The organism is Dyadobacter sp. 3J3 (assembly GCF_009801115.1).
Taxonomy (GTDB): Bacteria; Bacteroidota; Bacteroidia; order Cytophagales; family Spirosomataceae; genus Dyadobacter.
Window position 1 is genome coordinate 52359 of the sequence record NZ_VTOL01000017.1, and the last position, 12416, is coordinate 64774.

At 39.8% G+C, this 12416-nt stretch carries 10 protein-coding genes; 6 read left to right on the top strand and 4 right to left on the bottom strand.

Annotated elements, in window-relative coordinates:
- Positions 1-57: 57 nt before the first annotated feature.
- Both FZF08_RS27125 and FZF08_RS27130 read right to left on the bottom strand, forming a co-directional pair.
- On the bottom strand, positions 58-1368 hold the full coding sequence (locus FZF08_RS27125) for a pitrilysin family protein (RefSeq protein ID WP_159476405.1): 1311 nt from the start codon (positions 1366-1368) through the stop codon (positions 58-60).
- Between the two features lie 16 nt (positions 1369-1384).
- A complete protein-coding gene (locus tag FZF08_RS27130) occupies positions 1385-2758 on the bottom strand; it encodes a pitrilysin family protein (RefSeq protein WP_159476408.1) in 1374 nt (457 codons plus the stop codon).
- Between the two features lie 247 nt (positions 2759-3005).
- Here FZF08_RS27130 and FZF08_RS27135 point away from each other — a divergent pair, with 247 nt between their 5' ends.
- From FZF08_RS27135 to FZF08_RS27150, 4 genes are all read left to right on the top strand, one after another.
- On the top strand, positions 3006-4265 hold the full coding sequence (locus FZF08_RS27135) for a hemolysin family protein (protein ID WP_159476411.1): 1260 nt from the start codon (positions 3006-3008) through the stop codon (positions 4263-4265).
- Positions 4266-4328: 63 nt separating this feature from the next.
- Entirely contained in the window at positions 4329-4793 is a 465-nt protein-coding gene (locus FZF08_RS27140) for a redoxin domain-containing protein (RefSeq protein WP_159476414.1), read from the top strand.
- A gap of 6 nt (positions 4794-4799) precedes the next feature.
- Entirely contained in the window at positions 4800-5324 is a 525-nt protein-coding gene (locus FZF08_RS27145) for a thioredoxin domain-containing protein (protein ID WP_159476418.1), read from the top strand.
- A gap of 386 nt (positions 5325-5710) precedes the next feature.
- On the top strand, positions 5711-7651 hold the full coding sequence (locus FZF08_RS27150) for a KUP/HAK/KT family potassium transporter (RefSeq protein ID WP_159476421.1): 1941 nt from the start codon (positions 5711-5713) through the stop codon (positions 7649-7651).
- A gap of 124 nt (positions 7652-7775) precedes the next feature.
- Here the strand turns inward: FZF08_RS27150 and FZF08_RS27155 are convergent, their stop codons facing one another.
- A complete protein-coding gene (locus FZF08_RS27155) occupies positions 7776-8321 on the bottom strand; it encodes a DUF421 domain-containing protein (protein WP_159476424.1) in 546 nt (181 codons plus the stop codon).
- A 30-nt stretch (positions 8322-8351) separates the two neighbouring features.
- On the bottom strand, positions 8352-9077 hold the full coding sequence (locus tag FZF08_RS27160; RefSeq protein ID WP_229216716.1) for a hypothetical protein: 726 nt from the start codon (positions 9075-9077) through the stop codon (positions 8352-8354).
- Between the two features lie 304 nt (positions 9078-9381).
- Here FZF08_RS27160 and FZF08_RS27165 point away from each other — a divergent pair, with 304 nt between their 5' ends.
- Positions 9382-9933, top strand: coding sequence for a ferritin-like domain-containing protein (locus FZF08_RS27165; protein WP_159476427.1), 552 nt, complete (start codon positions 9382-9384; stop codon positions 9931-9933).
- A 20-nt stretch (positions 9934-9953) separates the two neighbouring features.
- Positions 9954-12143 carry a catalase gene (locus FZF08_RS27170; protein ID WP_159476430.1) on the top strand — a complete coding sequence of 730 codons (2190 nt, stop codon included), beginning with the start codon at positions 9954-9956 and terminating at the stop codon, positions 12141-12143.
- Positions 12144-12416: the final 273 nt, after the last annotated feature.

Here is a 12416-nt window from a genome sequence, read left to right on the forward strand (position 1 = left end):
AAGATGCGGGCCGTAAATGAAGCGGAATGATAAAGTTTTGAACCAGAGTTACTTGCTTTATTTAGCCAGCTGCTTAAAATCCTCTTTTGTAACCTGATCCTGTTTGCCCAGATATGCCCAGTCAATTACGGTCATATACTTGTTAAAGGCCTTATTCAGATCTGCCAATTTTACCGTAGTGATCTTGGTGTTGATCTCATCAAACAATTTCCAGTTTCCGGATGCTTCACAAAAACCCAGTTGTGATGCTTGTGCTGCGCTGGATTCGTTGGTCATATAATAACGTGTCAAAAAGCTTTTCTTTTTGTCTTTCACTTCTTTTTCTGTGAATCCGTCTTTTTTGATACTGTTAATAATATCCGTCATTACCAAAAGTGATTGTTTTGGATCAATCGTTGTAATGTACAAATTTGTTAATGGCTGCTGAATAGTATTCTTTCTATAACTGGCCGCAGGTGCATAAGAAAGACTTCTTTTGGTACGAAGTTCAACAAAATAACGGTCGTAAAGAATACGCATGGCAAATTCAAAAAGCGGTCCGTCAACCGAATTGTATTTTGGTGCGTTCATCGTTCCCAAAATATAATTGGTGGCCAGCGTTCTGTCTTTAATAATCGCATCAGGCGTAGTTACACTTTTGAAAGTTGGGATTTTAGCAAGTTGTCCGGCAGGTAATTTTGCCAAACTGTTTTTTACATTTTGCAAAAGCTCCTTTTCGTCGATATTTCCTACAACCACCAGATAGCATTTTTTCTTGCCCAGTAAATTTTGGTAATACGTTTTTACATCGGCCAATGTGATGGTTTCCAATGTAGCAGGTGTTCCTTCCGGAATTTTCGCATAATCCGTACCTCCGAAAAGTGCCTCAGAAGCCATTTTTCTTAGATAAGTATCAGGATCTGATTCACGCTGTTTTGCCTGCGCGATCATCTGGTCTTTCAAAACCTTGAATTCGCTTTCATCCATGACGGGCTCAAATATTGCCTGGTTGAACATTTCCCAGCTCGCCCCGAAATTTTCTTTAAGGCAGGTCATTGTCATCGTACTGTAATCTGTTGAACCGCTGGCTGCAAAACTGGTGCCCAATTTGTCCGCTTTGGAAGCAAAATCATCTTTGTTCATTTTTTTTGTACCGCCGTCCAAAGCTAGATTCAAGGCCATAACTTCCAAACCTTGCTGGGTATCTGTAATATTCGCAGTACCGCCTTTGATGAAAAGACTGGCCGTAACAACCTGTTTGGGCGTCTTTTTATAAATTATTTTAAGGCCTTCAAAATTGATTTCTTTGGTCGTGTTTTGCGCGAAAATCGGGCTGGAAACTAAGATCAGACAACAAATCGTTGCTGAAAAAGAAAATATGTTTTTCATAGGAAATGGAGTCTTTTTAGTTGAACAGCGCATCTACATTTTTCACATTTAAGGTTTTTTGCTGCTCAGCGTTAAGCAGTAAACCTTTCACACAAGGCTGGCCTTTGATATATTTCTGAACAAAGGCATTCAAATCAGCTCTGGTAATTTTATTGACTTCGTTGACATAATTAAAATAATAAGGCAGGGAAGCCGATGCCCACCAGAAAGTAAGCGTATGAATGTATTCTGATGTAACCTCGGAACTGTACTTTTCCCCGTTGGCCAGTTTTATTTTTGCTGTTTCAATCTGTTCGTCGGTATAATAATCCGGTGCGTCAAACTGGTCGATCTGTTGTTTTAATACTTTAAAAGATTCCTCGAATTTGGCAGGATTCGGGATCATGAAAAGCTGGATTGGGCCGACATATTTCTGCGTCAGATAATTGATACTCAGGTTAAGCGCATATCCCTGATCGACAAGTGATTTCTGGAATTTGGAGTTTTTTTGTGATAGTATATAGGAAAATACATCAGCCACCAGCGTGTTTTTTATATCATTTCTGGTATCCGGGCCATGCCATGCGATTTCAAGTGCGGGTACGCGGGCGTTTGGACTGGTAACAACAAAACTCAAAGAGTCAGCCGGATTTAATGGTTTGATTTCCGGGATTGGCCATTTCTGTATCGGATCAAAATCAGCTGCTTTCCAGTCTCCGAAAATGGTTGTCACCTTTTTCAGAATGTCATCATACTTAACATTCCCTGCAACGACCAGAATCGAGTTATTTGGATGGTAATACTTGTCCTTGATCACATTCATTTTTTCCGGTGTACAGGTTAAAATGATATTATGATCTCCAATTACATTTTTTCTAGAATACAAATCTCCCCACATTTTATGGTCAAACTTGTTCAAAAGAGGGAAAAAAGGACTGCTTTCCGCGCGTTGAAATTCTCCATCCACAACCGGATTTTCGTTTTTCATTTCCTTTTCAAGAAATAAAGGATAGCGGATAGCACTGTTCAGGAACTGCAAACCTTCTGAAACCTCGTCGCTGCCCAGTGTAAAAAAGTAATTCACCCGCTCGGTACCGGTGGTTCCGTTGAAAGAAATCCCCAATTCCTGAATCCTTTCCAGATATTTTTCCTGTGAAGGAATATCTTTATTTGCCTTGAAAAACATATGCTCATAAAGATGTGAAAGGCCATTATATTCCGGAGATTCGGCAAAGGATCCGTTTTTGACGGCAATTTCAACTGTTACCAGGGGAACGGAATTATCTTCCAGCACTAGTAATTCCAGCCCGTTGGGCAGCTTGGTAAGGTGGACGTTCGAGGGGAGTTTGTCCTGTGCGCGGCCGGATAGCGAAGCGAGCAGAGCGAAGCAAATCAGGGAAAATTTGTTCATAAAAATAAACAATAATTTGGTGGTAAGATTTGTCAAATTAGTTATTTTTAGAATAAGTAAGGTGCTGGATCTGCCTTTTTTATATGAACGGTAATTGTAAATGATATTTGAAGTAATCAGGATGTATTTGAGCCAGTTTCTTGACATAAAATGAGCAGAAATCATGGATACCTTAAATTAGCAACTGGTTTGGTTTACTTCCAAAACAATTTCCATGTTTATTGCCTTCCTAACAAACCGTAATTAAATGGCTATTCTTGTTATTATTCTCCTGATTATTTTAAACGGATATTTTTCCCTGGCAGAGATTGCACTGGTTTCGGTTACGGACGGTGAATTGTCGGATGATAATTTCAAAAATAATCCAAAAGCTGCGCAGGTACTTAAACTGATAAAAAATCCTGATGAATTTCTAAGTGCGGTGCAGGTTGGGATCACGCTGCTCGGACTGGTGGAAGGAATTTACGGCGGAAATATCGTTGCCAAAGAGTTAGAAGTATGGCTTATCGGATTAGGTGTTTCCAATTTCTTAGCACATGGTTCATCGTTAGTTGTAGGTATTGGACTGATTACTTACCTGACAATTGTTTTTGGAGAACTGCTCCCAAAATCGATTGCACTGCAAATACCCGTGAAAATATCGCTGGCTATAGCGCCCTCATTGAGCCTATTTTCAAAAATTATCTATCCTTTTATCAAACTGCTGACGGTTAGTTCCAGGTATCTGTTGTCGCTACTACCGATTCAAAGTCAGGGCAGTAAAAACTTTACAGAAAAGGATTTGAGAAGAGTACTCAGTGCGGCCTATAAGCAGGGTGTACTGGAAAAGCAACAATTTTGGCTGCACCAAAATGTGATCACTTTTAAAAATCTGACCGCAAAAAGAATCATGAAACCGGCTCGTATCGTTGCATCGGTGCCTGTTAGTTGGAACCGGAGGGAAGTGAAAGAATTTATTGAAAAGAAACCCTATTCATACTTTCCGGTTGTTACGGGGCATGAAAGTAATATTATCGGAATTGTTAAGACCAAAATTTTCCTGTTAGACGATGATCAGGACTGGCACAAGACAATGCTCGATGTATGTTATGTTCCTGCCGATATGCCGGCACGAGATATTTTCAACATTTTTAAAGAGAGGCGGGTTGATTTCGGGATAGTCGGTGATGCAGAAGGTAAATATCTGGGCATTATCGCTATGCAGGATATAATGGAAGGCGTTTTTGGTGATATGCCAGAACTGGAAGAATATTCGGAATATTTTTATGCCCAGTCTGAAAAAGTATGGATTTCGGAAGGATTCGTGCATTTGCAACGCATCCGTAACACTTTATCGCTCCCCTGGTTGAGAGATTATGAAGGCAGTTACCTAAGTTTAGCGGAACTGATCACGGGAGAAACTGCTGATTTAAAAAATGGTGATCCGTTGATTTTAAATGGAGTAAGTTTTGAAGTGATCGCAGGCACAAAGCAAGATCCCGAAAAAATATCCATGACCTTACCGTGATTTGATGCTTCGCGGCATAAAACTTGTAATAATTTAAAAAAGCTTTAACTAAAAAATAATGATATGTTACAAAAAGGAGATAAAGCACCCGATTTTAAATTATTTGCAACGCCGGATCAACAGATTTCTTTGAACGAACTGCAAGGTAAAAATGTAATTATTGCATTTTATCCTGCCGACTGGAGTCCTGTTTGTTCCGATCAGATGGCACTTTATAATGAGATGTTGAAATATTTTGACAAGTACAATGCTACGATTCTAGGCATTTCTGTTGATAGCAAATGGTGCCATCTTGCCTTTTCAGATTCCAGAAAACTAAAATTTCCATTACTTGCCGATTTTGAACCGAAAGGTGAGGTTTCGAAATTATATGGCGTTTACGATGAGCAGGAGGGCGAAAGCAACCGTGCTCTGTTTGTCATAGACAAGGAAGGATACGTTGCCTGGAGCTATTTGTCGCCGATAGAAATTAATCCCGGAGCTGATGGTATATTGGATGCCCTTGAATCAATAACCCCAAAAAACTAAAACAATATGTCGAGTCACTTAAAACCTGCGGTAAGTAGCCAGGATCATATACAGGGAAATGCGGAGGCCTTAATAGAAATTGTTGAATATGGCGATTACCAGTGTCCTCACTGCGGCACTGCTTATGCCGTAATAAAAGAAATCCAAAATAAGTTTGATAATCAAATTCGTTTTGTCTTTCGGAACTTTCCCTTGTCAGAATCACATGAATTTGCTATGCCAGCTGCTGTGGCAAGTGAAGCTGCTGGTTTGCAGGGTAAATTCTGGGAAATGCATGATATCATCTTTGAAAATCAAAATTCATTAAACAATGATGGATTGATTAAAATGGCATCAGAAATTGGCCTGAATAATGAGAAATTCAGGAAAGATATTCAGAATCCGGAATTGGAAAAGAAAGTTGAGTCAGATTTCGAAAGCGGAGTACGCAGTGGTGTAAATGGCACACCTTCTTTTTTTGTAAACGGAACCAAATTTGACGGAGATGCCCAGGATCTGATGGATATGCTCACTGAAAATTCGACAGACTAATATTTCTAAAATCTAAATCGAAATCTGGAAAACCTGCTGCAAGTCTTTTGACGTCCAGCGGGTTTTGTTTTTTGGATTGTAGTGAAAAAAAAGTTAAAATTTTAATAATCAATTGATTGGATATTATTTTTGATTTAAAATAATAGTGAAATCCCGCCTGTAAAAATTGCTGCTTTTAACAGAACGGTTGCGAATCTGTAAATGATTAGAAAATGAAATTCTTTTTTTGCAGAAAACAAAATGGGATAAAATAAAAGATTAGCGAATTGGTATGATACTTTTAAGCAAATTAAACACCTTTGCAGCTGCAAAGGCCTGTTTGCGGTCTTTCTGAGATAGAATTAAGTTATTATTTTTATAAGCATATTACATTTTTAAAAACAAAAATGAGTTCTCTTAAACACAGTGACAGGGCTTCGGCAGCCGGTCTTTTGATTGCACTCGGGATTATATACGGAGATATCGGGACTTCTCCTTTATATGCGATGCAGGCTATTATTGGCAAAGAACGGATTTCCCTGGATGTGGTTTACGGTTCTGTATCTTTGATTTTCTGGACCCTTACGCTACAAACAACATTAAAATATGTAATTCTGATTCTGCGGGCAGATAACAATGGAGAAGGAGGCATTCTGGCACTTTATGCGCTGGTGCGGAAAAACGCCAGGTGGCTTACGATTCCGGCTATTATTGGTGCGAGTACATTGTTGGCAGATGGTATCATTACACCGCCAATTTCAGTTTCATCAGCGGTAGAAGGACTAAGAATTCTTTATCCAAACATCGAAACAATACCAATCGTCATCGGTATCCTGACACTTTTATTCATAATTCAGGTTTTTGGAACAACCATTGTTGGCCGGGCTTTTGGTCCTGTAATGACGATCTGGTTTTTAATGCTGCTTGTTCTTGGCCTTTCCCAGGTTATTTACCATCCTGAGATCTTCAAAGCGTTCAATCCTTATTACGGTTACGCGCTTTTGGCAAAACATCCTGGCGGATTTTGGCTATTAGGATCGGTTTTTCTTTGTACAACAGGTGCAGAAGCACTTTATTCCGACCTTGGACATTGCGGAAGAGGCAATATCAGGATCAGTTGGATTTTTGTAAAAAGCTGTCTGGTTATCAATTATTTTGGTCAGGGTGCATGGCTTGCACTTCATAATGGAGAATTTTTAAATGATCGCAAGCCATTTTATGAAATCATGCCGGATTGGTTTTTGCTGCCGGGAATTTGTATTGCCACAATGGCAGCGATCATCGCAAGCCAGGCCTTGATCAGTGGTTCATTCACGCTTATCTCCGAAGCGATCCGGCTTAATTTATGGCCGAAAGTGCGTCTCGTTTATCCCAGTGATCAAAAAGGACAGCTTTATGTGCCAAGCGTCAACTGGCTTTTGTGGGCGGGATGTGTCGGTATCGTACTTTATTTCAAGGAATCATCAAATATGGAAGCGGCTTACGGGCTTGCTATTACGCTGACGATGATCATGACTACGCTGCTGTTTTCGTTTTATCTGTATGTTCATAAAATCAATAAACTATGGATTGCCGCTTTTATGATCGTCTATCTGGCTATTGAAGGGTCATTCCTGGCGGCCAATCTGTTGAAATTTACACACGGGGGTTGGGTTTCGCTACTTCTGGCGATCATCATTGCGGATATTATGGCGATGTGGTTAAAGGCGAATTCGATTAAACTTCGTCTGACGGAATTTGTCAATCTGGATGAACACATACCGGCATTGAGAGAACTGAGCAATGATATCAGCATCCCGAAATATTCTACACATTTGATATTTATGTCAAATGCAGCCGGAGAAAATGAAATTGAAAGCAAAATTATTTATTCAATATTTCAAAAAAGGCCCAAACGTGCCGATATATTCTGGTTTGTTCATGTTGAAACAACGGATGAACCTTACACGATGGATTACCACGTCAATATTATGGCTGAGGACGATGTAATTAAAATCACATTCCGTCTTGGTTTCAGGGTTGAGCAGCGTATTAATCTTTTTCTCAGGAAAGTGGTACAGGATATGGTGCTGAATAAGGAAGTGGATATCACCAGCCGTTATGAATCACTGAACCGTCAGAATATTATGGGTGATTTCCGTTTTGTTGTGCTGGAACGTTATCTGTCGGTAGAAAACGATCTTCCCTGGTATGAAGAATTTGTCATGAATTTTTACTTCGCAATTAAAAATATTACTAACTCGGAAGATAAGTGGTTTGGTCTCGACAGTAGTTCTGTGAAGGTGGAAAAAGTGCCGTTGGTGATCCGGAGTAATGTTAAGATAAAGATGAAAAGGGTTTACAGCTAATGAATTATCACCGACAGATCGGGGAAATAGCTGCTAAATTTTAGTGTTTAAAATATTTCAAAAAGGGATGATTTAGCTTTAAAGCCATATCATCCCTGTTGTCAATATCTAACAAACTAAAATATTAAACTACACTATTTTCAGATTGTTTTTTTTGAGACAAAGGCCCGGCATCCAGTTTTTGTATAATACTGATATTACCACTTCCTTCAAGGCAGCAGGATTTTACCTGACTTATATCGTCAATACCCTGTTCCCTCAAAATCCCAAACATTTCATCCTCAGTGATCAGTTGACTTTGAAGGTTCTTCTTCTGTAATTCTCCATTTTTAATCAAAGACAATGGCTTGGGCTGGGCAAATTTACCAAATGCAATGGAATGATATCCAAGCCAGTTGATCGTGAAATCCCAGAAAACCAACGTTGCGATTAAAGCGATTCCTTCCGTTACAGACTTGTATTCCCCTGCCATTGAATTTTGTGCGGCGTCAGCAACTAATATGATAAACAGTACATCATTAACGCCAAGCTGACCGGCTCCACGGCGAAAAAACCTGAGCAAAAGAAAAATTACCCAATACGTAATACTACCGCGAATAATTATTTCCAGCACGGAACTGCTGGGTTTCCACATCGTCTGCCAGTCAACTGAAAAAAGTATATGTTCCATTTTTTTGAACGGTTAGCTATCAATTTTTAATTATTGAGGTAAAAATGTGAGCTGAAGAACGGCTCCCTGAGAACCATCCCGATTACTTCGTTGCCAGCCCAGTGAAAGGGGAAGGCGCTGGGTTAGAAAAATCTCCAGGCCCAGAGTCAACCTTCCTTTGTCGTGAGAACCAGAGATCCAGTCTGCCATAAGATGAAGCTTTTTGTACCACAGCCCCGCATCCACAGCACATTGAAATCCATAAGAGGGTCCCTGGCTCAAATATCTATGATTACTTATATATGGACCTGCCGCAACCTGATACTGATCCTGTTCCCCGGCAGATGCCAGCATATTTGCATAGCTGTAATAAACAAATTTTCTGTTATGAGAGCTTGTCAGGTTTGTACCTGCTATTGCGCCTAAGCCAAAAGATAATATGTCATTGATTTCAAAAACCTTTTGGGCATTGGCTAGCAGCAAAGGCGCGTAAGGTGATACAATTGAGGAGTCGTTGGTGTTAATTGATTTCTCTTTGATATTGTAATTAAGGTTGACAAGATTAAGACCTATTTCCCACTTTTTCCCTAAACCATAGGTGAGTGTCGTTGAAGATTCGATTTGATCCTGAATCTCAAACTGCTGCTGAACACTGATCTTACTTTTATCTGTAATGGTGGACGAGGAAACGTTAAATACGGTGAGCTGTGCTGATACCTTTGTAACGGGTGTTGCAAGCAAAAGCCAGCAAATTTTGTATGGTTTAAGTTTTAGCATATGCTACCATTTAAGTGAAGGAAATATCCCGTTGGGAAATCACTATTCAAAAAGTTTGCCAGCCTCATTGTGAGAATATTGATGTAGTTAATCTGCTATAAAATATATTTGTTAAACATAAGTATCTCACAATAAGAATATTGTTTCTTTTTAAAATGATTATAGGATTTCATTTAACGATGAAATTTGATGCAGGAATTACCCAGAAAGCACAATTTTTTTTGTGATCCAGGCCTTTTGACTTAGGTGCTGGTCTGGAACAGTTTTGTATGGATTAGAGCATACAAACAAATTATTCATCATCATGGAAAATCAGACTGGATCAGAACCAAAATTTAAAACTAAAACTTCGGCTCATGCAGAGCCGGCACTCATGGAATTATTTATGGATAGTATCCGTGATATTTACTGGGCAGAAAATCACCTTGTCAAAACACTGCCAAAAATGATCAGCGCCGCAACTTCGCCTGAACTTGCCAAGGCGCTTGATAGTCATTTGGCGGAAACTAAGGAACACGTAACACGGATTGAACAGATTTTTGATCTGCTTAACGAAAAGGCGATCGCAAAAAAATGTGATGCTATGGAGGGAATCTCAAAAGAAGGTGAAGGAATTATTGAAAGTACAGACGAAGGTACAGCAACAAGAGATGTTGGTATCATCTTGGCTTCTCAAAAAGTAGAGCATTATGAAATTGCAACATACGGCGGATTGACTCAATTGGCAAAAACACTTGGCCTGGACGACGTTGCAGAGATTCTGTATCTGACTTTGACAGAGGAAAAAAAGGCAGATGAGCTGCTTACCGAAATTGCAGAAAACGATGTCAACTATAAGGCTTCGGAAGAGGCATAATTAACTTTCAACCCATTTATATGGCAACCAATAAAACTCCCACAGATTCAGGCCAGAAGCCTGAAAATGATAAAATTGCAGATCTGCAACCTTTTATAAATGATGCACAAGGTCAGTCGATGACAACCAATACAGGTTTGAAAATAAACGACGATCAAAATTCTTTAAAAGCAGGCGAGCGCGGAGCTTCATTGCTGGAAGATTTTATTCTCCGTGAGAAAATAACACATTTTGATCATGAACGTATCCCGGAGCGCGTCGTACATGCACGCGGTTCAGGTGCTCATGGTGTTTTCAAGGTGTATGATTCACTTTGGTCTGTTACCAAAGCACAGTTTCTTTTGGATCCGTCCATTGAAACGCCGGTTTTTGTACGTTTTTCAACCGTAACGGGTTCAAAAGGTTCTTCCGATCTTGCCCGGGACGTCAGAGGTTTTGCTGTTAGGTTTTATACTCAGGAAGGTAATTTCGATCTTGTTGGTAATAATATGCCAGTCTTTTTTATTCAGGATGCGATTAAATTTCCTGATTTGATTCACGCTGTAAAACCCGAACCCGACAGCGAAATGCCTCAGGCAGCATCTGCACACGATACTTTCTGGGATTTCATTTCTCTTATGCCGGAATCCGCTCATATGATCATGTGGGTAATGAGCGACCGTGCTTTACCAAGAAGTTTACGTATGATGGAAGGATTTGGCGTGCATACATTCCGTTTTGTAAATAAGGAAGGCGTTGCAAGTTTTGTCAAATTTCACTGGAAACCAATACTGGGCGTTCATTCCGTTGCTTGGGATGAGGCGCAGATTATTTCCGGGAAAGATCCTGATTTCCATCGTCGTGATCTTTGGGATGCTATTGAAAGTGGTGCATTTCCTGAGTGGGAACTTGGTGTACAGATCGTACCAGAAGAAGATGAATTTAAGTATGACTTTGACCTGCTGGACTCAACAAAACTGATTCCGGAAGAACTGGTTCCGGTACAAAGAATTGGAAAAATGACTTTGAACCGAAATCCGGATAATTTCTTTGCAGAGACAGAACAGGTTGCCTTCCATTTGGGAAATATTGTTCCGGGTATTGATTTTACAAATGATCCGCTTTTACAGGGACGTTTGTTCTCCTATACCGATACGCAACTGTTACGTTTAGGCGGACCGAATTTCCATGAAATTCCAATCAATAGACCCGTGGTTGGCGTGTATAACAACCAAAGAGACGGTCATATGCGCCAGACTATCAATAAAGGTAAAGTAAGTTACAGTCCCAATTCACTTGGGGGCAATGATCCTGCCCAGGTGAAAGAGTCTGAAGGTGGATTTGTAACCTATCCGGAACGTATTGATGCCAAAAAGATAAGGGCAAGAAGCAAAAGCTTTTTAGATCATTTCTCACAGGCCAGATTGTTCTTTAACAGTCAGTCAGATCCGGAAAAAAATCACATTGTAGATGCGTTGAGTTTTGAACTGGGTAAGGTGAAAACGGTAGCCATTCGTGAAAGAATGCTTGGAATTCTATCACTGATAGATAATAATCTGGCGGCAGAAGTTTCATTTGCACTCCGTATTCCAGTTCCGCAGGATCCTTCGCTGCCGTTAAATCACAGTATGCCTGCTGATGCCGATCCGGCAGATTACGATTCAGAAATGGTTGAAAGTTCACTGGTTTCTTCAGATGCTTTAAGTATGGCCAACACGCCAAAAGATACGATAGAAACACGTAAAATCGCTTTTTTAACTGCTGACGGTGTTGACGGTAAATCACTTAACACTGTAAAAAATGCCTTGATGGCCGAAGGTGCTATCGTAGAAATAATTGCGCCAAGACTAGGATATGTTCTGACCGAAGACGACGAGCAAATTCCTGTTGATCACAGCTATTTAACTGCCGCTTCGGTACTTTATGATGCTGTGTATGTTCCGGGAGGGACTAATAGCGTGGCCACTGTTGAAGCTGAGGCCGATGCCATACATTTTTTAAACCAGGCATTTAAACACTGCAAAGCCATTGCTGCCGATGCGCAGGCCATTCAGGTTTTGGAAGCGACTTATTTCAATAGCAAACTTCCTTCCGATTTCTCAGAAGAAAATGTTTTAACGGAAGGTCTGATTGTAAGTGATGACGCTGCATATCTTGCAGAAAAGTTTGTTTTGGCAATTGAACAACACCGTTTCTGGGAGCGTGAAAAACCAAGAAAAATACCTGCATAGCCAATTTTAATATTAAAAAAAATCACCCGCTGATTATTATTGGCGGGTGATTTTTTATTGAGGGGATGGCATAAAAATATCTCGTATTTTTAGTCAGGTATTTGATATTGTCATAAATCAGAACAGACAAACTTTTATAAAAGCTTATCTATTGATTAAAATTCGATTATAATATATGGACAGTTACATTTTAATTGAATTGTAAACTTATCGTGCATTAATTTAGTGAATTCGGGATTGACAAACAGTTAATCTCTGATTTTGTATCGTTTC

Bases quoted from the DNA above. Each gene is read 5' to 3' on its own strand.
- FZF08_RS27155 (WP_159476424.1), bottom strand. From the start codon at position 8,321: ATGGAACATATACTTTTTTCAGTTGACTGGCAGACGATGTGGAAACCC.
- FZF08_RS27160 (WP_229216716.1), bottom strand. From the start codon at position 9,077: ATGCTAAAACTTAAACCATACAAAATTTGCTGGCTTTTGCTTGCAACA.
- FZF08_RS27140 (WP_159476414.1), top strand. From the start codon at position 4,329: ATGTTACAAAAAGGAGATAAAGCACCCGATTTTAAATTATTTGCAACG.
- FZF08_RS27145 (WP_159476418.1), top strand. From the start codon at position 4,800: ATGTCGAGTCACTTAAAACCTGCGGTAAGTAGCCAGGATCATATACAG.
- FZF08_RS27130 (WP_159476408.1), bottom strand. From the start codon at position 2,758: ATGAACAAATTTTCCCTGATTTGCTTCGCTCTGCTCGCTTCGCTATCC.
- FZF08_RS27150 (WP_159476421.1), top strand. From the start codon at position 5,711: ATGAGTTCTCTTAAACACAGTGACAGGGCTTCGGCAGCCGGTCTTTTG.
- FZF08_RS27125 (WP_159476405.1), bottom strand. From the start codon at position 1,368: ATGAAAAACATATTTTCTTTTTCAGCAACGATTTGTTGTCTGATCTTA.
- FZF08_RS27170 (WP_159476430.1), top strand. From the start codon at position 9,954: ATGGCAACCAATAAAACTCCCACAGATTCAGGCCAGAAGCCTGAAAAT.
- FZF08_RS27135 (WP_159476411.1), top strand. From the start codon at position 3,006: ATGGCTATTCTTGTTATTATTCTCCTGATTATTTTAAACGGATATTTT.
- FZF08_RS27165 (WP_159476427.1), top strand. From the start codon at position 9,382: ATGGAAAATCAGACTGGATCAGAACCAAAATTTAAAACTAAAACTTCG.